Origin of the sequence: Pseudomonas sp. CBZ-4 (assembly GCF_000346755.1) — a bacterium.
Classification (GTDB): Bacteria; Pseudomonadota; Gammaproteobacteria; order Pseudomonadales; family Pseudomonadaceae; genus Aquipseudomonas.
This window is the reverse complement of the sequence record NZ_ANNV01000130.1, coordinates 34,933-56,547: the sequence shown is the minus strand read 5'-3', so window position 1 is coordinate 56,547 and position 21,615 is coordinate 34,933. Positions and strand designations below refer to the sequence as shown.

Below are 21,615 nucleotides of genomic sequence, written 5' to 3'. Positions count from 1 at the left end.
CCGCGCTCCTGCTTGGCCTGGGTTCTTTTTAACAGGTGGTGTCTGTCGGGTTGCTGAACCCATCGCCGCCGCCAAGACTCTCGCCCCCACGTATTGCACAGGCACAAAAAAGCCCGCTGACCGTCACCGGTTCAGCGGGCTTCTTTTGTCTCAGCGTGACCCTAGGACCACAGCTGTTTCTTACAACGCCAGGTCAGACGCCGGCTTGCTCGGCTCAGCCGCAGGCTTGGCAGCCTCGACAGCCTTCGGCGCAGCGCTCTGTGGGATCACAGGCGGTGTCGGCAGTTGCAGGACACCGGCGGTGTAGGCCCATTCCTTGGCAACAGCCTCAGGGCTGTCGTTCAGCTTGGTGCCGTAGCTCGGTACGATCTGGTGCAGTTTCGCCTGCCACTCAGGGGTCGCAACCTTGTCCTTGAACACTTTCTGCAGCACGGTCAGCATGATCGGAGCCGCGGTGGACGCGCCTGGCGATGCACCCAACAGGCCCGCGATGGTGTTGTCGGCGGAGCTGACCACTTCGGTACCGAGTTTCAGGACGCCGCCCTGCTCTTCGTCACGCTTGATGATCTGCACGCGCTGACCGGCTTGCCACAGGCGCCAGTCTTCTTTCTTGGCGTTCGGGAAGTACTCTTGCAGCGCCTTGAAGCGGTCGTCATCCGACAGCATCAGTTGGCCAGCGAGGTACTCGACCAGTGGGTATTCACGAATACCGACTTTGGTCATTGGCCAGATGTTGTGGGTGGTGGTGCTGGTCAGCAGGTCCAGGTACGAGCCTTCCTTCAGGAACTTGGTGGAGAAGGTCGCGAATGGGCCAAACAGGATCACGCGCTTGCCATCCAGCACACGAGTGTCCAGGTGCGGAACCGACATCGGTGGCGCGCCAACCGACGCTTTGCCGTAGGCCTTGGCCAGGTGTGCCTCGGCTACGGTTGGGTTATCGGTCACGAGGAACGAGCCACCTACCGGGAAGCCAGCGTATTCCTTAGCTTCAGGAATGCCCGACTTTTGCAGCAGGTGCAGTGCACCGCCGCCCGCGCCGATGAACACGAACTTGGCGTCGGTTTCGGTCTTGGTGCCGTCTTTCAGGTTTTTGTAGCTCACACGCCACGAACCGTCGGCGTTCTTGGTGATGTCCTGCACTTCGCTCGACAGTTTCAGGTCGAACTTGGGCGTGGTTTGCAGGTGAGCGACGAACTGGCGGGTGATCTCGCCGAAGTTCATGTCGGTACCCAGCGGGCTCCAGGTGGCCGCGATCTTCTGGTTCGGGTCACGCCCTTCCATCATCAGCGGAACCCACTTGGCGATCTGCGCCGGGTCTTCGGAGTACTGCATGCCGGCGAACAGCGGGCTGGCTTGCAGGGCTTCGTAGCGCTTCTTGAGGAACTTGATGTTGTCATCGCCCCACACAAAGCTCATGTGCGGAGTGGTGTTGATGAACGAACGCGGGTTCTTCAGCACGCCCTGCTGGACCTGCCAGGACCAGAATTGACGGGAGATCTGGAACGCTTCGTTGATTTCGACCGCTTTCGGGATCTCAACGTTGCCGTTCTTGTCTTCCGGGGTGTAGTTCAGCTCAGCCAGGGCCGAGTGGCCGGTACCGGCGTTGTTCCAGCCGTTGGAGCTTTCTTCGGCCACACCATCGAGGCGCTCGACCATTTCCATCGACCAGCCCGGCTCCAGCTCATTGAGCCATACACCCAGGGTCGCACTCATGATGCCGCCGCCGATCAGCAGCACATCGACTTTCTTTGCCTCTTCCGCGTGAACGGACGTGATCCCCATCGACAAAGCCAGCCCCAGCAGGGCAGTGTTTACTTTCTTAAACATCAGTAGCACCTATGATAAAACGCCATCCGCCCTACCGCCCCCGTTCGTGAGCAACCCTCCTTCACACTGCGCCAGGCAACGCACCGCGGGGTTTGCACACTCACTTAAAGGCCGCAGGGTGGGCACACAAGGCCGACGTATCGACCTCACTTTTATGTCCCTTCTGCGCTGACTTCTTATCATTATTGGCTTCAGCTACCTAGGCGACAGCCAACCGTCGGCGCGTATTCGGGTGAACGCACCTTGGAAAGCGTAGACCAAGACGGCGCGCAGAATATCACGCTCGGGGAGGATGGGGCGTCTGATGTGGACTCGCCGGTCGAATGCCGCCATCGGCTGGCGGGCCTGGGCCGCACCCGCAAGGGGTGGCACGGAACTATTCAGCTCCCGATCCGGTCAACCCGGTGGCAAATGTAGCAACTGCCAGCGCAAATATTTCCATTTACTCTACAATCAGCAACACGTGAAAACAGGCCTCTTCGTGAGTAGTATGACGACACCAAACGATCGATATAGAGATGACGAAATAGATCTTCTGCCGTTTATTCATGCCCTGTGGAAGAGCAAGTTCAAGATCATTGCGGCAACCGTGGTTGGGGTGGCCATTTCTTTCGCCGTCTTCTATACCGCCGCACCCAAATGGATCGCCAGCACTTACATCGCGAAACCGGCGCTATTGAGCCTTTATAACGAGTTGCGCAGTGACCATATCGCGCCCGCCACTGAGCAGGCTTCAGAGATCAGGCTCTACAGTTCGATACAGGACGATGTGTTCAATACCGCCATGGGCATCATGACGGCCAACGGAATCGACAGCGCAGGCACGCCGCAGCCTTATATCTTCCGCGTGTCGTCCACGGCCAGCAGCAAAGAGCAGGCAGAGGCGCAACTGAAGGCGGCGCTGGCCGTCGCCAACACGCAGGCGCTCAACCTCAACCTGCCCTCACTGGCTGCCGACAATACGCTCAGGGCCTTCAATCCACTAAGCGGTTTCAGCACGTTTAATTCAAAGAGCTTGAAACCCTATTTGGCGCCCGGCATTTTCATCGGGTTTATGTTCGGCTGCCTAGTTGCCCTGATCCCGTTACTCAAACTTCATTTCGGACGGGCGACTGGCAAATAACGTCACGCACATCCATTCGCGGACTCGGCAATAAAACTTGAATCACGGATGCCCCAAGCCGTTTCGCGAAAACCGTCGTTTTCATTGCGCACTCGTCAACCTATCAAGTAATGGCGTAAAGCCATCTTTCGCCACAAACAGTACTTCGTACACAAGTCGCATTCATCAGCTGGTTGGTAGCCTTCCATTGCGCTGGTCTGGCGCTTCGTGCCCGAGCGCCGCAACGAACCACGCCGCGTTCAACCTGGCCAATGCATTGGGTCGATGGTTTGGCGGGATCGCGATCAGCGCCGGTTTCGGCTGGACCAACACCGGCTACATCGACACAGCGACCGCACTGAGCGGCCTGGCGTTTACCGGGTAGCACGTCGAATGCCTGTAGGCACCTAAATGAAGACCGCATCTGAGTCAATGCCTGAAAAATCAAAAAATCGCCATTTACGATGAATATTTATTCATCAGACAGGTTAGGTTCAGGTTGGATCCAATAGCGGCATGCGTGTAACATCCCTGTAACATTTACCCAATGACAAGGATGTGTTTTGATTTTCCCCGACAGAGGTGTGCTTAAGAGTTTTCCCTCGATACTCGACCACCGTAAAGCCAGAATTTTTCTGACAGAAGACACGAATATCAATGTCGAACTGGCGATCCAAGAGCTGATTGACAGCCGGCACCAGTTGCAAGACCGCATCAGCGCCCCGCTCCAAGGCATGGAAAGCGACCTCTTCGCCAAATTCCAGCCCCTCGACAGCTTCAAGCCCAAATTGAGAGTGACCCTCGGACGTGCAAAGCGCGACGGCGCCTTCGATTGGCCGGTCGAAGAAGTCATCAACACCCACGCCGCACAACAACGCGGGGCCCCCATCGCCAACCTGCTCGGGTTTGGCTACCGAAAATCCGCGATTGGTTTGATCCAGGAATTCTTCATCTTCACCGAAATGCTCGACGACCACGTCAACGGCCTGCAGTGGCTGGACAAAAGCCGCGACATCCGCGGCCTGGTCAACCTGTCGTTCGACCTGCTGCGCGCCCTGCATGACAAGGGCATCGTGCATATGGACTTCTGGGCGAACAACGTGATGATCAACGCTGACGCACCCTACGCCGCCAAGGCCATCGACCTGGAAAACTGCTTCCTCACCCCTACCGATCACATGACCGAAGTGCTGGCGTTTCAATTCGGGTTCTTTTATCGACGGGAAGTTTTCCGCTTCATGATCGAGCAGGACTACGACCAGATGGTTATGGAAGAGCTGCACAAATACCGCGAAATCGACCGTAGCCGGTTTGACAGCATGTATACGTCATGCAAACACGAAAATATCAGCCGTCGCGCCAGACGCGAGATTTTCCATAGGGGCACTGTAGTTGCGGGATAAGCGTGACGGCGCGCATTGAACCTGAAGCCGCAGAGCAAGATATCTGGCCCCTGATTCCTGATAAACTCGCGCCCTCTGCCTTGCTCACTCAGATTTCCCAATGTCCCTGACTACTGCTGCACCGCAATCCGTTGCACGGCGCTTTTCTGTTGCGCCGATGATGGATTGGACCGACCGCCACTGCCGCTTCTTCCTGCGCCTGTTGTCGAAAAACGCCCTGCTCTACACCGAGATGGTCACCACCGGCGCGATTCTCCACGGTGACCACGAGCGCTTCCTGCGTCACAACGACGCCGAGCACCCTCTGGCCTTGCAACTGGGCGGCAGCGTTCCGGCGGACCTGGCCGCGTGTGCGCGAATGGCTGAGGCCGGTGGTTACGATGAGGTGAACCTCAACGTCGGTTGCCCCAGTGACCGCGTGCAGAACAACATGATCGGTGCCTGCCTTATGGGCCACCCCGCCCTGGTGGCGGATTGCGTGAAGGCGATGCGTGATGCGGTGGCGATTCCGGTGACGGTAAAACATCGCATCGGGATCAACGGCCGCGACAGTTATGCGCAGCTGTGTGATTTTGTCGGCCAGGTGAAGGACGCGGGATGCACCAGTTTTACCGTGCATGCGCGCATTGCGATTCTGGAGGGGTTGTCGCCCAAGGAGAACCGCGATATTCCGCCCCTGCGCTACGACGTGGCAGCGCAGTTGAAGCAGGATTTCCCTGAATTGGAGATCATCCTGAACGGTGGGATCAAGACACTGGCGCAGTGCCAGGAGCACTTGCAGGTGTTTGATGGGGTGATGCTGGGCCGCGAGGCTTATCACAACCCCTACCTCCTGGCGGAGGTGGATCAGCAGTTGTTTGGCAGTACTGAGCCTGTGATCACCCGGGCGCAGGTGCTTGCGCAATTGCGGCCCTATATCGCGGCGCATCTGGCGACGGGCGGCTCGATGCATCACATTACCCGGCATGTGCTGGGGCTGGGGACGGGGTTCCCGGGGGCACGGAAGTTTCGGCAGTTGTTGTCGGTGGATATTCACAAGGCGAGCGATCCGCTGGCGTTGCTGGATCAAGCCGCGCAATTGCTGGACGGGCGCTGATACCCTCGTCACAGGTCATCGGGGTTGAACCTGCCGGCCTTTTTGCCCTCCTATCTACCAGCAAGGCCAGTCATTCAAACGGCTGTTTTCAGGTTGTTGCCCTCGCAAACGATCGAACGCATTTGCGCCCTTGAGCGCCTGTCGGCGCTCGGGTAATGTCATCAGACCCATAGGACAGAGCACGCCCATGACTTCCAAGCTGGAACAACTCAAGCAAATCACCACCGTCGTAGCCGATACCGGCGATTTTGAAGCTATCGCTCGGGTCAAACCGCAAGACGCCACCACCAACCCTTCCCTGCTGCTCAAGGCTGCTTCGATTCCCGCCTACGCCAAGCTGCTGGACGAGTGCGTCAAAGACTGCAACGGTGATGTCGGCCTGGCCAGCGATCGCTTTGCGGTTGCGGTGGGTCAAGAAATCCTGAAAGTGGTTCCGGGGCGTATTTCCACCGAGGTGGACGCACGCCTTTCGTTCGACACCGACGCTGTACTCAAGCGTGCGCACCGTCTGATCGACCTGTACGAAAAGGCCGGCATTGGCCGTGATCGCGTGCTGATCAAGATTGCCTCCACCTGGGAAGGCATCCGCGCCGCAGAAAAGCTGGAAAAAGAAGGCATCCAGACCAACCTGACCCTGCTGTTCTCCTTCGCCCAGGCTGTTGCCTGTGCCGAAGCAGGTGTGTTCCTGATCTCACCGTTCGTGGGCCGCATCTACGATTGGTACAAGAAGGCCAACGGCAGCGACTACACCGGCTCGGAAGACCCGGGCGTGCAGTCGGTGACGCGCATCTACAACTACTACAAGGCTAACGGCTACAAGACCGTGGTGATGGGCGCCAGCTTCCGTAACCTGAGCCAGATCGAAGAACTGGCCGGTTGTGATCGCCTGACCATCAGCCCGGACCTGCTGGAGAAACTGGCGGCCGACAACGGCAAGCTGGAGCGCAAGCTGGCTCCAGGCCACGCCGGTGAAGCGCGTGTGCATCTGACTGAAGCGCAGTTCCGCTGGGAGTCCAACGAGGACGCGATGGCGACTGAGAAGCTGGCGGAGGGGATTCGTCAGTTTGCTCGGGATCAGGAGAAACTGGAGGCACTGCTGAGCGCCAAGTTGTAAGGCAGGCCGTAACAAAAAGGGCGATACCTGTGAGGGTATCGCCCTTTTTTGTGCTCGCCGGGTTTGGCAGCACGTCCTGTATTGCCTGGGCTGGCGCTATCGCAGGCAAGCCAGCTCCCACAGAGACCGAGTTTTTACTGGGGAATCAGTGGCGTTCCAGGGCGTTGACGAGGTCGTGGAACGCTTCGCGGTTGGACTCGTTCAAGCCCATCAGGATCTTGTGCGCTTCCAGCACCTTGACCCGCACCACTTCTTCGGACTGGTCCTGCGATGGCAGGTCGGTCAGGCATTCCGGGCAAGGAATCGGACGATCAACGATGTTGAACACCTGATCGAAACCCATGGATTGCAACAAACGGGTGATGTCTTCGTGGGTGGTGACGACCGTCGGCAACAGGCCGACCTTCTGCCGAGACAGAATGGACAACTTGGCCAACAACCCCAGGGTGGTGCTATCGATGCTGCGGGTTTCGGTCAGATCGATCACGATCGCCGAGAAATTCAGCGCGGTGAAAATCCGCTCAATCGTCGCATCCAGCGCCGAACACAAGGTCAGGCGCACTTCACCGACAAACTTCAGGACAAAGGTCCCGTCTTGCTCGGCGAATTGGATTCTTCCGGTACTCATCAAAGATTCCTGCTCAACACCAGTAGGGCGATATCATCCGGCATCTCCCCCAGCGTGGCCAATCCAAACACTTGCCGCAGGCCATCCAGGCTGCCGCCCGCCGACTTGACCTTTTGGGGCAAGGCGGCTTCTTTCTCCTTGAGTGTAGGCTCTGGAAGCAAATCCAGGATACCGTCGGACATCAGCGTCAGGCTGAAGGTCGGCGGCAGCTCCAGGATGTGATCTTCGTAGGTGGCTTCATTGAACAAGCCTACGGGCAGACCACGTCCTTCCAGGTAGCGCACACTGTCAGGCGTATACAAAACAGGCATCGGCAGGTGACCGCCAATACTGTAGGTCAAAAGACCAGTTTCTTCATCGATCACGCCGCCGACCATCGTCACATGCTTGCCCAGCTTGCAGCTGATCAAGCCTCGGTTGATGTGGCCCAGCACCTCGGACGGCGTGAACTCCGGCAAGGTGCCATTGCGCTTGGATTCGAACAACAACCGCGTGGTCATGAACTTCAACAACACGGTGACAAACGCGGAAGAGGCGCCATGGCCGGAGACGTCGGCCAGATAGAACGCAACACGGCGCTCATCCACGCGGAAATAATCGACAAAATCCCCCGACAGGTACAACGACGGGATGATCTGGTGGGCAAACTGGAATTCGTCGATGGTCCACGGACTCACCGGCAACATGTTCATCTGCACCTGGCGACCGGCGTTCTGGTCTTCCTGGAGCAGGTTCAGGCTGGCTTCGAGTTCGCGGTTGGCGGTTTCGAGCTTTTCGCGGTAGCGCTGGTTTTCCAGGAGCAGGCGTGCACGATCCAGGGCACGGCGCACCGAGTGCTCCAGCACCGCCAGGTCTTCCAGGGGCTTGATCAGGTAGTCGGCAGCGCCGAGGCGCAGGGCCTCGACCGCATCGTTCATCACCCCGGCACCGGACACCACAATCACCGGCGTCTGCGGCGCGAGCTCAGTCACCTGGCGAATCAGCTCCAGGCCGCCCATCTGGGGCATGCGCAGGTCGCAGATCACAAGGTCGGGCTTGTCGCGCTCGAATACCTGGAGACCCTGTTGGCCATTGCTGGCCTGCAGGACGCTGAAGCCACTGTCTTCCAAATAGGCCGCGAGACTCGCGCGCACTACTTCGTCGTCATCGATTATCAGCAGCGTGGCACTGGTTTTTTGCATGTGGGCAAACGGCGCCAGAATTAGGTTGGCGTAGGCAGCTCGGCAATGGCCGGGCTCACACTACTGGATTCGCTTTCTAGCCACTCTGTCCTACAAAGCACGGGCTTTTGGCCTACGCACAACAGTAAAGCAGAGGTGCCCTTCTAAGGCGCAGACGGTACTCCCATCCGTCAGGGGTTTCAAGCTCATGCCGATGGTCGCCGAGCGTCTTTACATCGCAAATCACTGGGAGTTATAAGAACAGCCACGACCACAACACAAAGTAAGGATGGAACCCGTGAGCGAACACGAGCGCGACTACGCCGAAAAACGCGATTTCATCCGCATGCGAGTGGATGCCGATGTGTCTTTGATCCACGCCGGGCAAGAGATTGCAGGGGTTTGCGTGGACCTTTCCAGCTCCGGCATGCAGGTGCAGGCACCGCGCCTGTTCAAGGTGGGCGACCTGTTGACCGTGCGCATCGATTCGGAGCACAGCTCCCTCACAGGCCTGGAGGCGGACACTGAAGTGGTGTGGGTCAAAGGCGCCGACGATGGCCAGCACCTGGGCCTCAAGATCTTGAAAATGCACTGAAATCCGCGCACAAAAAAGGCGACCCTTGAAGGTCGCCTTTTTTTCATTTCAAGACATCACAGCTTAGAAATCATCGACAACCTTGCCATCCTTGACCTTGAACTCGCGGTTCTGCAGGTAGGCATTGCGGATGAAGGTGTATTTGTCGCCGGTGATCAGCTTCTCGCTGTCGAGCAGGCTGGCACGGACATCAACCACGTTCAGGCCGAAGGTGCTGTTGCGCCAGCCGATATCGTTCATGTAGCGGTATGGCTGGGTGTAGCTGTCCACGTACTTGGACGGTGCGTCACGCAAGGTGCTCGGGCCCAGCAGCGGGAGCATCACGTAAGGGCCGCTGCCCACACCCCAATAGCCGAGGGTCTGGCCGAAGTCTTCATCGCTGCGTTGCAGCCCCATTTTGGTGCCGACGTCGATAAAGCCCAGCACGCCAAACGTGGTGTTCATCAGCAAGCGCGCCGTGTCCACACCCGCCGCATGCGGCTTGAGCTGCAGCACATTGTTGGCCAGGTTGCCGACATCGCCGATATTGCGGAAGAAGTTATGGACGCCATCCTGCATGAATTGCGGGGTCACGAACTGATAGCCTTGGGCCAATGGCTTGAGGGCATAGGTATCAACGGTGTCGTTGAAGGTGAAGATCGGGCGGTTCACGCTTTCCCAGGGATCATCTTCCGAGGCGGCCTGTGCGGCGAACGGGGCCAGCAGCACAGTGGCACACACCGACAGCTGAGCGAAATAGTGGCTCCAGCGCATAGCTTTTGCTCCTTGAATGGTCTGTCATGGGCGCTATGCCCTGAATAAGGCCGTGAGTATATGACGGAAGTGTCCATTTAGGCAGCAACCGGGGAACCTCCCGCCCAAAATGCACAAAATTCCTACAATTAAAGCCCGGTGTCATCCGCCTGTCATCCCGTTCCGATAGGGTCAACGCTATTTCAGGGAAGTCGCCATGCCTCACGCCGAGATTGCCATCGCCAGCGCGCCTGCCTTGACTGCCGTTCTGTTTGGCCTGAGTGGTTGCCTGGTGGACTTCGGTTCCCAGGCACGCAGCGATTCGCCCTCACCCGATTCCCTGGCAACGCCCGGCGCCCTGAAAATCCTGCGCAACCTGCAAGAGCAAGGCATCCCCTGTGCCTGGCTGGATGAACTCCCCGCCTCGATCACGACGCCACTGGCCGCCGTCCTGCCCGGCTGGCTGAAAGCAACGTCGCCCTCCTCCATTCGCTGGCCCGCACCTCACGCGTGCTGGCAGGCCTTGATGGAGTTGAACATCGAACGCCTCGAAGGCTGCGTGCTGGTCAGCGGCGAACCGCGCCTGCTGCAGTCGGGACTCAACGCCGGCCTGTGGACGATTGGCCTGGCATCCTGCGGCTCGCTGTGCGGCATGGCCCCGACACAATGGCAGGCCTTGAGCGAGCAAGAGCGCGAGCACAAGCGCGGCAAGGCCACCGTGGCCCTGTACGGGTTGGGCGTGCATTCGGTGATCGACCACCTGGGCGAGCTCGGCACTTGCCTGGCCGATATCAGCCTGCGTCAGCTCAAAGGCGAGAAGCCCTGATCGAGATCATGCACAGTCAGCGCAGGTGGATTAGTCTACAGGTCAGCCCGTAGACCTTTCTCGGCGTGCCGCGGTCTATGCCAGTGCCTATCGATAAAAGGAAACACGTCATGCCAGATCGCAAAAAACTGGAAGAACAGGTCGAGATCCTGCGCGGGCAGTTGGAACAGGAACCGCCCCTTTCGGAAGAAAAACGTACAGCACTGGAAGCCTTGATCGCCAAGTTCGAGCTACAACTGGAACTTGAACCGGCTACCCAGACACCCAGTATTTCCGACGATGTGAACCTGGCGGCTGTGGAATTCGAATCCGAGCACCCGCTGATTGCCGGGACGCTGCGTAACATCGTGACCACCTTGGGCAACATCGGGATCTGACCCGAACTCAAAGCCAAACCCTGAAACCAGTGTGGGAGCTGGCTTGCCTGCGATAGCGATCATTCAGCCACCCATCAGGTGACTGATCCACCGCCATCGCAGGCAAGCCAGCTCCCACAATTGTTTGTGCGTGAAGCTTACTGCCGGGCCAGGCGCACGTTCTGGAACGCCACATCCTCAGTACTGCGGTACGGGTTGATATCCAACCCACCACGCCGCACATAACGCGCATACACCGTCAACGTCTCAGGCTTGAGCAGACGTTGCAGGTCGAGAAAGATCCGCTCCACACACTGCTCATGGAAGTCCGAGTGCTGGCGAAAGCTCACGATGTATTCCAGCAGGCTGGCGTGATCCAGCGCTGACCCACGGTACTCCACCACCACGCTGCCCCAGTCGGGCTGGCTGGTCACCGGGCAGTTGGATTTGAGCAGGTGGCTGTGCACGCTCTCCTCGACGATGCGCGAATCATCGCAACGCAGCAGCTCCGGGCGCGGGTGCTCGTAGTTGCTGACGCTGATGTCCAGCTCATCGATGCACACGCCCGGCAACGCCATCACGCCCTCGGCCTCGATCTCGGCCAGGCTGCGGATGCGCACACCGACCGGCTTGCCGGCAGCGGCGCCGAGGTCGGTGCGCAGGGTCGCTTCCAGGCTCGCCGTGTCGGCGAACGCGGTCTGGTTCAGTGAGTTGAGGTACAGCTTGAAGGACTTGGACTCGATGATATTCGGCGAGTCAGCCGGGATGCTGAACTCACCGATGGCCACCACCGGCTTGCCCGACGGCAGCAGCCAGGACAGTTCGAAGCAGTTCCAGAAGTCCACGCCCTTGTAGGGCAGGGTCTCGGCGCTCAGGCCCAGCTCGGCCCATTTGGCGGCGCGAGGAATCGGAAACAGCAACGACGGGGTGTAGGTGGAGATGTATTCACTGGACTTGCCCAGCGGCGAATGTTCGGCTGCGGGATGCATGGCGGAAACCTGGCTAAATAAACGCCGCCAGTCTACCAGCCTTTGCCCCCGCCTTTGCGGCCTACTCGACGTTCAGCGCTCCCACCATGCCCGCCTGGTAATGCCCGGGCAGGTTGCAGGCGAACTCCAGGCCCGTGGACCGGGTGAAGGTCCAGGTCAACTCGGCGGTTTTCCCCGGCTCGACCAACACGCTGTTGGGATCATCGTGTTTCATCATCGCGCCATGGCCCATGGCACTGTGATCCATCTTGCCCATGCCCGTGGCTGTGAGCATGCCGCTGGCCTGCATCTGCAACATTTCCTTCTGGTGTTCGGCATGCATCGCCGCGTCACCCAGGTTGAATTCGTGGAGCAGTTGGCCTTTATTGACCAGGACAAAGCGCACGGTCTCACCGGCTTTTACGTCCAATGACTTGGGCGAAAAGGAAATATCCTGCAAGGTCACTTCCACGGTGCGCGTGGCCTGGCCGGCCGCTGCCGCGTGGCCGAATGCATAGGTATGCGCCGAGTCCGCCAGCGCAGCAAAACTCGCCACCAACAGGCAACCCGCCAATAACAGGGGTGTACGCAACGCCATCTCAACTCTCCAAAAATGTGTAACACACTGAACAGCACTCTAAGATGGGGCCGCTGCCAGCCAGCTGACTGCTAGATTACAACTTTGTCAGGTTGCGCCCCTACCCTGGAACCCACGGTATAAAGCGCCTCGTGCATCGCCACTCAGAGCCGCCCATGAAACTGCTGATCGTCGAAGACCAACCGAAAACCGGCCACTACCTGCGCCAGGGCCTGGCCGAAGCCGGCTTTACCACCGAACTGGCGGCCGACGGCACCAGCGGCCAGCACCTGGCACTGACCGGTGACTACGATCTGCTGATTCTCGACGTCATGCTACCCGGTCGCGATGGCTGGCAAATCCTGCAAGCGGTGCGCAGCGCCGGCCTGGAGACGCCGGTGCTGTTCCTCACCGCCCGTGACGCCGTGGAAGACCGCGTGCACGGCCTGGAACTGGGCGCCGATGATTACCTGGTCAAGCCCTTCGCCTTTTCCGAACTGCTGGCCCGGGTGCGCAGCCTGTTGCGTCGTGGCAGCAGCACGCCACAGGAAACCGCCCTGCAACTGGCCGACCTGCGCCTGGACCTGATCCGCCGCCGCGTCGAGCGGGACGGCCAGCGCATTGACCTCACCGCCAAGGAGTTCGCCCTGCTGGAACTGTTGCTGCGCCGCCAGGGCGAAGTGCTGCCCAAATCGCTGATCGCCTCCCAGGTCTGGGACATGAACTTCGACAGCGACACCAACATCATCGAAGTGGCGATCCGCCGCCTGCGCCTGAAAGTCGACGACAGCTTCCCCAACAAGTTGATCCACACCGTGCGCGGCATGGGTTATGTGCTGGAGGAGCGTTTCAATTGATCAAGCGCCTGTCCCTGGCCAGCCGCCTGGCGCTGCTGTTTGCGGCGTGTACTGCGGTGGTCTCGCTGCTCGCCGGCGTGCTGTTCAACCGCGCCAGCGAAGCGCATTTCATTGAGCTCGACCAACAACAGCTCGACAGCCAGCTCGTGGCCCTGCGCAGCACCTTGCAGGGCGTGGATTCGGCCGAATCCTTTGCCCGTCGCGAAGCCCAACTGCGCGCCGAACTCAGTCACCAACCCGACCTCACCCTGCGCATTACCCGCGCGGGCCAGCGCTGGTTCGACGGCGCACCAAGCATGACCTTGCCCGAAGCCCCCGGTCTGCACAGCCTGCAAGACGCCGGCACCAACTACCGGGTGTACAACGCGCCGTTGACGGCCAGCCAACCTGACTCACCGCAACTGAGCCTGATGCTCGACATCACCCATCACCAACACTTCCTGCAACGCATGCAGCATCTGATCTGGCTCACTGTTGGCCTCTCGGCACTCGCCACCGCATTGCTCGGTGCCTGGGCCGCACGCAGCGGGCTGCGGCCGTTGCGGCGCATGGGCGAAGTGGCGGCAGGTGTATCGGCCCATTCTCTGACCCAACGCCTGCCCCAGGAGCAGATGCCGGTAGAACTGGCAGAACTGGCCCAGGCCTTCAATGCCATGCTCGGCCGCCTGGACGACGCCTTCCAGCGCCTCTCGGCGTTCTCCGCCGATATCGCCCATGAGCTGCGCACACCGCTGTCGAACCTGTTGACCCACACCCAAGTCATCCTCACCCAGCCGCGCCCGCTGGAAGACTACCGCGAGGCGCTGCACAGCAATCTGGAAGAGCTGCAATGGATGGCGCAATTGGTCAACGACATGCTGTACCTGGCCAAGGCAGACCACGGCTTGCTGATGCCCAAGCGTGAGCCATTGGTATTGGCCGATGAGGCGGACACCTTGCTGGAGTTTTTTGCGTTGCTGGCGGAGGACGCCCAGGTCAGCCTGGTGCGCGAAGGTTCTGCGCACACGGTAGGCGATCGCGGCATGTTGCGTCGGGCGCTGTCGAATCTGCTGGATAACGCCTTGCGGTTTACCCCGACAGGGGGTGAGGTGCGGGTAAGGATAGAGGAAGGCGTGAGGCTGACTGTTGAAAATACCGGGGACGGTATTCCAGCGGCGTTGCTGCCGAGGCTGTTTGACCGATTCTACCGGGCGGACCCGGCGCGCCATGAGGGCAGCAGCGAGCATGCGGGATTGGGGTTGGCGATTACCCAGTCGATTGTGCGGGCGCACGGCGGGCGGATTTTTTGTGAATCGGGGAAGGGTTGGACCAGGTTTGTGATTGAGTTGCCAGCTCCAGATTGACGCAAGCTGTGCCGGCCCTATCGCGGGCAAGCCCGCTTCCACATTTTGATTTGTGAATACATTCAACGGTGGGAGCTGGCTTGCCTGCGATAGCGATCCAAAGGCCTACGAATACCTCAGGGCATGCGCCGGCTCAATCTTCGCGGCCCGATACGCTGGATACAGCGTCGCCAAAAAGCTCAACACAAACCCCGCCGTGCAAATCAGCACCACATCCCCACCTTGCAGCTCCGAAGGCAGGTTACTGACAAAGTACACGTCCGAACTGAAGATATGCTGCCCGGTCACCCGCTCCATCCAGCCCACCAGCGCACTCACGTTCAGCGCCGCAATCACGCCGAGCACGCCGCCGATCAAGGTGCCGACGATGCCGATCACCGTGCCCTGCACCATGAAGATCGCCATGATCTGCCGTGGCGTGGCGCCGATGGTGCGCAGGATGGCGATGTCGGCGCCCTTGTCATTCACCACCATGATCAGGGTCGCGATGATGTTGAACGCCGCCACGGCGACGATCATCAGCAACAGCAGGCCGATCATGGTCTTTTCCATCTTCATCGCGCTGAACAGGCTGCCCTGGGTGTGCGTCCAGTCATCCGCCTTATAGGCCGCACCCAGGCTGGCGGCGATGTCCGCCGAGACCTTGGGTGCCGCATACAGGTCTTTTACCGCCACGCGCACGCTTTGCACCTGGTTCGGTTGCCAGTGCTGGATCTCAGCCGCGTCAGCCATGTGGATCAGGGCCATCGAGCCATCCAGCTCGGCGCCGACCTTGAAGATACCGACCACATTCAAGCGCTGCATGCGCGGGGTAATCCCCCCCGGCGCCGTGCTGATTTCCGGGACGATCAAGGTCAGCTTGTCGCCCACATTCAAGCGAAAACGCCGGGCGGTGATTTCACCGACCACCACGCCGAACTCGCCGGGCTTCAGGTCCTCCAGCTTGCCCTGCACGATGTGCTGGGCCACGATCGACACCTTGCCTTCCTGGGCCGGGTCGACGCCGCTGATCTCGATCGGCTGCATCGCGCCCTTGTAGGAGAACATGCCATCCATCTGCGTGAAGGGAACTGCGGCAGTCACCTCGGGATTCTTCATCGCAGCAGCGGCCACCGGCTGCCAGTCGTCAATCGGGTTCACGCCGACGATGGTGGCGTGGGGCACCATGCCGAGGATGCGTGAGCTCATTTCGCGCTGGAAGCCGTTCATCACCGACAACACCACGATCATCGCCAACACACCCAGGGCGAGGCCGATCATCGAGGTCATCGAGATAAACGAAACAAAACGGTTGCGGCGCTTGGCGCGGGTATAGCGCGTGCCGATGAAAATCGATAACGGTCTGAACATTCGCGGGCACCGTTGGAAAAATAGAAAACCCGATGTCAGACACCGGGCTTGAAACAGGTCAGATAGCGACCAGATGACCTTCCTGCAGGTGCAGCACACGGTCCATCTGGCGGGCCATGCTCATGTCATGGGTCACCACCAGGAACGCGGTGCGCATCTGCGTGCTCAGTTCCAGCATCAAGTCCTTGATGCCCTGGGCTGTGTGGGAGTCGAGGTTGCCGGTGGGCTCGTCAAGCATCACCAGGCCCGGGTTGTTGACCAGGGCACGGGCGATGGCCACACGCTGGCGTTCACCGCCGGACAGTTCGGCCGGCTTGTGCTCCAGGCGATGGCCCAGGCCGACGCGTTCCAACAAGGCTTTGGCGCGCTGACGGGCTTCCGGAATCGCGGTCTTGCCGATCAACAGCGGCATGCACACGTTTTCCAGGGCGGTGAACTCGGGCAGCAAGTGGTGGAACTGGTACACAAAACCGAGGGAACGGTTGCGCAATTGGCCTCGGGCCTTTTCACCAAGGGCCGACAGTTCTTCACCGGCCAGCCAGACGCTGCCCTGGGACGGCGTATCAAGGCCGCCCAACAGGTTCAGCAAAGTACTTTTGCCAGAGCCGGAACTGCCGACAATCGCCACGCGCTCGCCCGGGTGCAACTCCAGTTGCAGGTCTGACAGCACCACCACCGATTCCGGGCCTTCCTCGTAGGATTTGCCCAGGTTGCGGCAGCTCAAGATTGCTTTTTCACTCATGCCCGATTCACTCATAACGTAAGGCCTGTGCTGGCTGGGTACGTGCCGCGCGCCAGGCTGGATACAGGGTGGCAAGGAAACTCAATACCAACGCGGCGCCGCCCACCATCAGCACGTCCTGGGCCTGCACCTGGGACGGCAAGTAGTCGATGAAGTAGACGTCGGCGTTGAGAAACTTGTGGCCGATCAGGGTTTCGAGGCCGGCGATGGCAGCGCTGACGTTCAGCGCGGCCAGGATGCCGACGGCGGTGCCGATCAGGGTGCCGACCACGCCGATCACCGTGCCCTGCACCATGAAGATCGCCATGATCTGCCCCGGCGTGGCGCCAAGGGTGCGCAGGATGGCGATGTCGCCTTTCTTGTCATTCACCACCATGACCAGCGTGGAAATGATGTTGAACGCGGCCACGGCGACGATCAGCAGCAACAGCAGGCCGATCATGGCTTTTTCCATGCGGATGGCCTGGTACAGGTTGCCGTGGGTGCGGGTCCAGTCGCGGGCGTAGTACTGGGATTCGCCCAGGTGCTGGGCGATTTCCCACGAGGTACGCGGGGCGTCGAACAGGTCATTGAACTTGAGGCGCAGGCCCTGCACCTGGTCCGGCTTCCAGCGATGCAGGCGGGCCAGGTCGGTGAGGTTGGTCAGGCCGAGGTAGCCGTCGATTTCGCCGGCGCCCACGTGGAAGGTGCCCACCACGGTAAAGCGCTTCATGCGCGGGAACATGCCGGCCGGGGTCACGGTGACTTCCGGGGCGACGAAGGTCAGCTTGTCGCCCAGGTTCACACCGAGCTTGGCCGCGGCCTTGTCACCGATCACGATGCCGAACTCGCCAGGGGCCAGGTCATCGAGTTTGCCCGACAACATGAACTTGTCGATGATCGAGACGTTACGCTCCTGGGCCGGGTCGATGGCATTGAGCAGGATCTTCTGCACCTTGCCGTCGTTGGTCAGCAGCCCCTGCATCTGGGTAAATGGCGCGACGGCCAGCACCTTGGGGTTCTGCTTGACCTTGTCGGCCAGGCTTTGCCAGTCACTGATGGGCGCATCGCCCTCGATGGTCGCGTGGGGCACCATGCCCAGCACGCGGGTACGCATCTCATGATCGAAGCCGTTCATCACCGACAGCACCACGATCATCACGACCACGCCCAAGGCGAGCCCGATCATCGAGGTCAAGGAAATGAACGACACAAAATGATTGCGACGCTTTGCACGGGTATAACGCGTGCCGATAAATACGAAGAGAGGTCTGAACATGTCGGGGCTTGTTCGGAGGAAAAGAAGACGTCCCGGTGGCGGGGTCTGGTAAGCAGCTTTACACTCAGACCATTAACGCTAGCTGGGGTTCGCCATGTCGACATTAGATGAAGAAGAGCGCCGCGAATACTACCGTATCGACGACATGATCGCACTTCAAATCAAAAGCCTGTCCGCCCCCGAAGCGGCGAGCAAGGAAGTGTTGCAGGATGAGTCGCCGCTGTTCAATTTGCTCAGCGAACTGCACCTCAGCGAATTCGAAGCCCAGCACCTGCTGCGCCAGATCAGCGAGAAAGACCGCAGCCTCGCCGCCTTCCTCAAAGTCCAGAACAAACGCCTGGACCTGCTCAGCCAGGTCATGGCGCAAAGCCTGCGCACGGCCGTTGGCGAGCCGCAGCCGGTGATCATTTCCGAAGGCGGCATCGACTTCCAGCACCCTACCCCGCTCGCCCCCGGCGCACACCTGGCGGTCAAGCTGGTGCTGATGCCCCAGGCGCTCGGCCTGCTGCTGCGCGCGCGGGTCACCCATTGCGATCCCAAAGGCGCTGGTTTTGACGTGGGCACGGAGTTCGAATCCATGACCGACGCCCAACGCCAGCTGCTCGCCCGCTACATCCTGCAGAAACAAGCCCAGGAACGCCGCCTGGCGCGGGAACAAAGCGACGCCCAAGACACCTGAATAGCATTCACCCCGCCAGACACGCTGGCGCATAGGAGCAACTGTGACCCTGATTTACGGCCACCGCGGTGCCAAAGGCGAAGCACCGGAAAACACCCTGACCAGCTTCCAGGAATGCCTCAAGCACGGCGTGCGCCGCTGCGAATTGGACCTGCACCTGTCCATGGATGGCGAGCTGATGGTCATCCACGACCCGACCCTCAAGCGCACCACCGACCGGCGCGGCAAAGTCGTCGAGTATTCGGCGGCGGACCTGGTGAAGATGGACGCCCGCAAAGGCGGCCCGGGTTGGGTCAAACCCTGCCCGATCCCGCGCCTGGAAGAATTGTTCGAGCAGTGCGACTTCGATCACTGGCAACTGGAAGTCAAAAGCGCCTCACGCACCCGCGCAGCCACCACCGTGCTGGCGATTCGCGAGATGGCCGTGCGCCACGGCCTGATGGACAAGGTCACGGTCACGTCAAGTTCGCGGGAAGTACTGAAAGCGGCGGTGGAACTCACCCCCGACCTGTCACGCGGCCTGGTGGCCGAATACGCGTGGCTCGACCCGCTGAAGGTCGCGCAAAACTACGGCTGTGAGATTCTGGCGTTGAACTGGACGTTGTGCACCCCTGAGCGTCTGGAAAAAGCCCAGCGCCAGGGCCTGCACGTGTCCGTGTGGACGGTCAACGAACCTGCGCTGATGCGCAGGCTCGCCGACTTCGGCGTAGATAGCCTGATTACAGACTTTCCCGGTTTGGCCACTGCCACCCTCGAGAATTACTGAAATCGGTCTCCCCGGCCGGCTCAGGCCACCGGCCGGAGCCGCTCAAAAAAGCCGGTTGAGGCCGTCGTAGGCCGCTACCCGATAGGCTTCGGCCATGGTCGGGTAGTTGAACGTGGTGTTCACAAAATACTTGAGGGTATTTTGCTCGCCCGGCTGGTTCATGATGGCCTGGCCGATGTGCACGATCTCCGAGGCCTGGTAGCCGAAGCAATGCACGCCGAGGACTTCCAGGGTTTCGCGGTGGAACAGGATCTTCAGCATGCCTTGCGGCTCGCCGGCGATCTGCGCACGCGCCATGCTCTTGAAGAACGCCTTGCCCACTTCGTAAGGCACCTTGGCCTTGGTCAGTTCGTGCTCGTTCTTGCCGATCGAGCTGATCTCGGGAATGGTGTAGATCCCGGTCGGCACGTCGTTCACATAACGCCAGCTGCCATTGTCGACGATGCTGCCAGCGGCCGAACGGCCCTGGTCATGCGCCGCACTGGCCAGGCTCGGCCAGCCGATCACGTCGCCGGCGCCGTAGATGTTCGGCACGCAGGTGCGGTAGTTCTCGTCCACCTCGATCTGGCCACGGCCGTTGACCTTGACCCCGATGTTTTCCATGCCCAGCTTGTCGGTATTGCCGGTCCGGCCGTTGCACCACAGCAAGGCATCGGCCTTGATCTTCTTGCCGGACTTGAGGTGCAGGATCACGCCGTTGTCCAGGCCTTCGACCCGCTCATACTCTTCGTTATGGCGCACGGTGATGTTGTTGTTGCTGAAGTGGTAGCTCAACGCCTGGGAGATTTCCGAGTCGAGGAAGCTCAGCAACTGGTCGCGGTTGTCCACCAGCTCCACCAGCACACCCAGGCCGCTGAAGATCGAGGCGTATTCACAGCCGATCACGCCGGCGCCGTAGATGATCAGTTTGCGCGGGGTGTGGCCCAGGCTGAGGATGGTGTCGCTATCGTAGATACGCGGGTGGTGGAAATCGATATCGGCCGGGCGATACGGGCGCGAACCGGTGGCGATGATGATGTGCTTGGCCACCAGCTTCTCGACCACGCCATTGGGGCACACCACTTCGACGGTTTGCTCGTCGGCAAAGCTGCCGGTGCCGAAGAACAGGTCGACACGGTTACGGGCGTAGTAACCGGTGCGCGAGGCCACTTGCTTGGAGATGACTTTCTCGGCGCTTTTCAGCACGTCCGGGAACGAGAACCAGCGCGGCTCACCAATGGCCCGGAACATCGGGTTGGTGTTGAACTGCATGATCTGGCGCACCGAGTGACGCAAGGCCTTGGACGGGATGGTACCCAGGTGGGTGCAGTTACCGCCGACCTGGCGACGGCTATCGACCATCGCCACCTTGCGCCCTGCCTTCGCGGCGTTCATCGCCGCACCTTCTCCAGCCGGGCCGGAACCCAGTACCACCACGTCGTAGTTGTAGACAGCCATGCGTACTCCTCAGAACAGGCCAGGCGTACGGTTGGACGCCTGGCTAAATCATGCCGCGGCCAGCGGTCATGAAGGACATTTTGGCTCAAGTGTGTGAACCGGGGCACAGTCTATATAAGGCTCAACGCCGCGCACATTAACCCTTGGTCGCGTCGTAGGCCAGTCTTGCCTTTACTACAGCATCAGGAAATTGCAATTACACTGCCAGCAAGCACCTTTGCAGGACTGGCCATTATGCGGCATGTCGCTTTCTGTTTATTGATGATGTTGTCGGCCATGGTTCAAGCCAACGAGGCCGACCGGCTCAGGCAAGCCGGTTTTCCTGCGCAATCCCATGAGCTGGCGCTGAAAAACCAGGTGGTGCTGACCTATCTCTGGGCGGATGTCTACGCGGCAGCGCTGTATGCCCCGCCCGAGAGGCGCGCCAAGCTCGCCTGGGAGCAGCAAAAGGCCCTGCGCCTTGAGCTGTATTACTTTCGCGATATCGATCGTGGCGATGTGATCAAGGCGGCCAATACGACGCTGGAGCGCCAACGGGTTAGCGCACGATTGAAACCCGAGGTAGAAAAATTGCATGCCCACTTTCGCAACATCCAGAAGGGTGATCGGTATGCGCTGGATTTTCGCCCTGGGCGTGGGTTGAATCTGGAAATCAATGGGGAGGTGGTGTTCAGCAGCCCCAATGACGAACTGGCGCGGGCTTACTTGGGGATTTGGTTGGCGCCCAAGGGGTTGTCGGAGGGGTTGCTGAATTGAAGGTGTGTCAGTGCTGCCGCCATCGCGGGCAAGCCCGCTCCCA

General features: G+C 60.1%; 22 protein-coding genes and 1 pseudogene. 13 read left to right on the top strand and 10 right to left on the bottom strand.

Features of this window, described 5'->3' with window-relative positions; genetic code table 11:
* Positions 1-180: 180 nt before the first annotated feature.
* Positions 181-1,827 (bottom strand): malate dehydrogenase (quinone), encoded by a 1,647-nt coding sequence (mqo, locus tag B348_RS0117495; RefSeq protein ID WP_017737365.1) that lies wholly within the window; start codon positions 1,825-1,827, stop codon positions 181-183.
* 490 nt (positions 1,828-2,317) lie between these two features.
* Here mqo and B348_RS01000000130105 point away from each other — a divergent pair, with 490 nt between their 5' ends.
* The 5 genes and pseudogenes from B348_RS01000000130105 (at position 2,318) to tal (ending at position 6,542) form a co-directional block, all read left to right on the top strand.
* Complete coding sequence (locus B348_RS01000000130105; protein ID WP_017737364.1) at positions 2,318-2,950, top strand: Wzz/FepE/Etk N-terminal domain-containing protein; 633 nt, start codon at positions 2,318-2,320, stop codon at positions 2,948-2,950.
* A gap of 214 nt (positions 2,951-3,164) precedes the next feature.
* Positions 3,165-3,340: pseudogene (locus tag B348_RS1000000131580) on the top strand (MFS transporter); the annotation flags it as partial.
* A gap of 152 nt (positions 3,341-3,492) precedes the next feature.
* On the top strand, positions 3,493-4,332 hold the full coding sequence (locus B348_RS0117480; protein ID WP_026136854.1) for a hypothetical protein: 840 nt from the start codon (positions 3,493-3,495) through the stop codon (positions 4,330-4,332).
* Positions 4,333-4,432: 100 nt separating this feature from the next.
* Positions 4,433-5,428 carry a tRNA dihydrouridine(20/20a) synthase DusA gene (gene dusA, locus B348_RS0117475; RefSeq protein ID WP_026136853.1) on the top strand — a complete coding sequence of 332 codons (996 nt, stop codon included), beginning with the start codon at positions 4,433-4,435 and terminating at the stop codon, positions 5,426-5,428.
* Between the two features lie 187 nt (positions 5,429-5,615).
* A complete protein-coding gene (tal, locus tag B348_RS0117470; protein WP_017737360.1) occupies positions 5,616-6,542 on the top strand; it encodes a transaldolase in 927 nt (308 codons plus the stop codon).
* 145 nt (positions 6,543-6,687) lie between these two features.
* Here the strand turns inward: tal and rssC are convergent, their stop codons facing one another.
* Both rssC and rssB read right to left on the bottom strand, forming a co-directional pair.
* Positions 6,688-7,170 (bottom strand): anti-sigma factor antagonist RssC, encoded by a 483-nt coding sequence (gene rssC / locus B348_RS0117465; protein WP_003172602.1) that lies wholly within the window; start codon positions 7,168-7,170, stop codon positions 6,688-6,690.
* Positions 7,170-8,351: a two-component system response regulator RssB gene (gene rssB, locus B348_RS0117460; protein ID WP_017737359.1), complete on the bottom strand. Its 1,182-nt coding sequence runs from the start codon at positions 8,349-8,351 to the stop codon at positions 7,170-7,172. The genes rssC and rssB overlap by 1 nt, the downstream gene beginning before the upstream one ends.
* Positions 8,352-8,628: 277 nt before the next feature.
* Here rssB and B348_RS0117455 point away from each other — a divergent pair, with 277 nt between their 5' ends.
* Positions 8,629-8,925: a PilZ domain-containing protein gene (locus tag B348_RS0117455; protein ID WP_017737358.1), complete on the top strand. Its 297-nt coding sequence runs from the start codon at positions 8,629-8,631 to the stop codon at positions 8,923-8,925.
* A gap of 63 nt (positions 8,926-8,988) precedes the next feature.
* Here the strand turns inward: B348_RS0117455 and B348_RS0117450 are convergent, their stop codons facing one another.
* Positions 8,989-9,678, bottom strand: a complete 690-nt coding sequence (locus B348_RS0117450) for a VacJ family lipoprotein (RefSeq protein ID WP_017737357.1) — start codon at positions 9,676-9,678, stop codon at positions 8,989-8,991.
* Between the two features lie 196 nt (positions 9,679-9,874).
* Here B348_RS0117450 and B348_RS0117445 point away from each other — a divergent pair, with 196 nt between their 5' ends.
* Both B348_RS0117445 and B348_RS0117440 read left to right on the top strand, forming a co-directional pair.
* Positions 9,875-10,483: a hypothetical protein gene (locus B348_RS0117445; RefSeq protein WP_017737356.1), complete on the top strand. Its 609-nt coding sequence runs from the start codon at positions 9,875-9,877 to the stop codon at positions 10,481-10,483.
* A gap of 110 nt (positions 10,484-10,593) precedes the next feature.
* Positions 10,594-10,860, top strand: coding sequence for a DUF4404 family protein (locus B348_RS0117440; protein ID WP_017737355.1), 267 nt, complete (start codon positions 10,594-10,596; stop codon positions 10,858-10,860).
* A 137-nt stretch (positions 10,861-10,997) separates the two neighbouring features.
* On the opposite strand, the gene queF is transcribed toward B348_RS0117440, so the two are convergent.
* Both queF and B348_RS0117430 read right to left on the bottom strand, forming a co-directional pair.
* Positions 10,998-11,828 carry an NADPH-dependent 7-cyano-7-deazaguanine reductase QueF gene (queF, locus tag B348_RS0117435; RefSeq protein ID WP_017737354.1) on the bottom strand — a complete coding sequence of 277 codons (831 nt, stop codon included), beginning with the start codon at positions 11,826-11,828 and terminating at the stop codon, positions 10,998-11,000.
* Between the two features lie 61 nt (positions 11,829-11,889).
* Positions 11,890-12,405, bottom strand: coding sequence for a plastocyanin/azurin family copper-binding protein (locus B348_RS0117430; protein ID WP_017737353.1), 516 nt, complete (start codon positions 12,403-12,405; stop codon positions 11,890-11,892).
* Positions 12,406-12,560: 155 nt separating this feature from the next.
* On the opposite strand from B348_RS0117430, the gene B348_RS0117425 reads away from it, so the two are divergent.
* Both B348_RS0117425 and B348_RS0117420 read left to right on the top strand, forming a co-directional pair.
* Positions 12,561-13,241 carry a heavy metal response regulator transcription factor gene (locus B348_RS0117425; protein WP_017737352.1) on the top strand — a complete coding sequence of 227 codons (681 nt, stop codon included), beginning with the start codon at positions 12,561-12,563 and terminating at the stop codon, positions 13,239-13,241.
* The gene (locus B348_RS0117420) at positions 13,238-14,584 is read left to right on the top strand and encodes a heavy metal sensor histidine kinase (protein WP_017737351.1); all 1,347 of its coding nucleotides are present in this window, start codon (positions 13,238-13,240) and stop codon (positions 14,582-14,584) included. The genes B348_RS0117425 and B348_RS0117420 overlap by 4 nt, the downstream gene beginning before the upstream one ends.
* A gap of 105 nt (positions 14,585-14,689) precedes the next feature.
* Here B348_RS0117420 and B348_RS0117415 read toward each other — a convergent pair whose 3' ends face one another.
* From B348_RS0117415 to B348_RS0117405, 3 genes are read right to left on the bottom strand one after another with little or no spacing between them, the layout of a single operon-like run.
* Positions 14,690-15,934, bottom strand: a complete 1,245-nt coding sequence (locus B348_RS0117415) for a lipoprotein-releasing ABC transporter permease subunit (RefSeq protein ID WP_017737350.1) — start codon at positions 15,932-15,934, stop codon at positions 14,690-14,692.
* A gap of 58 nt (positions 15,935-15,992) precedes the next feature.
* Positions 15,993-16,676, bottom strand: a complete 684-nt coding sequence (lolD, locus tag B348_RS0117410) for a lipoprotein-releasing ABC transporter ATP-binding protein LolD (RefSeq protein WP_016971432.1) — start codon at positions 16,674-16,676, stop codon at positions 15,993-15,995.
* A gap of 7 nt (positions 16,677-16,683) precedes the next feature.
* Positions 16,684-17,934, bottom strand: a complete 1,251-nt coding sequence (locus B348_RS0117405; RefSeq protein WP_026136852.1) for a lipoprotein-releasing ABC transporter permease subunit — start codon at positions 17,932-17,934, stop codon at positions 16,684-16,686.
* Between the two features lie 94 nt (positions 17,935-18,028).
* Here B348_RS0117405 and B348_RS0117400 point away from each other — a divergent pair, with 94 nt between their 5' ends.
* Together B348_RS0117400 and B348_RS0117395 are read left to right on the top strand one after the other, a co-directional pair.
* Positions 18,029-18,613, top strand: a complete 585-nt coding sequence (locus B348_RS0117400; protein WP_017737348.1) for a PilZ domain-containing protein — start codon at positions 18,029-18,031, stop codon at positions 18,611-18,613.
* A 43-nt stretch (positions 18,614-18,656) separates the two neighbouring features.
* On the top strand, positions 18,657-19,379 hold the full coding sequence (locus B348_RS0117395) for a glycerophosphodiester phosphodiesterase (protein ID WP_017737347.1): 723 nt from the start codon (positions 18,657-18,659) through the stop codon (positions 19,377-19,379).
* A gap of 42 nt (positions 19,380-19,421) precedes the next feature.
* Here B348_RS0117395 and sthA read toward each other — a convergent pair whose 3' ends face one another.
* Positions 19,422-20,816, bottom strand: coding sequence for a Si-specific NAD(P)(+) transhydrogenase (gene sthA, locus B348_RS0117390; RefSeq protein ID WP_017737346.1), 1,395 nt, complete (start codon positions 20,814-20,816; stop codon positions 19,422-19,424).
* 234 nt (positions 20,817-21,050) lie between these two features.
* Between sthA and B348_RS0117385 the strand changes: the two genes are divergently transcribed.
* The gene (locus tag B348_RS0117385; protein WP_017737345.1) at positions 21,051-21,572 is read left to right on the top strand and encodes a chalcone isomerase family protein; all 522 of its coding nucleotides are present in this window, start codon (positions 21,051-21,053) and stop codon (positions 21,570-21,572) included.
* The last annotated feature ends 43 nt before the right edge of the window (positions 21,573-21,615 follow it).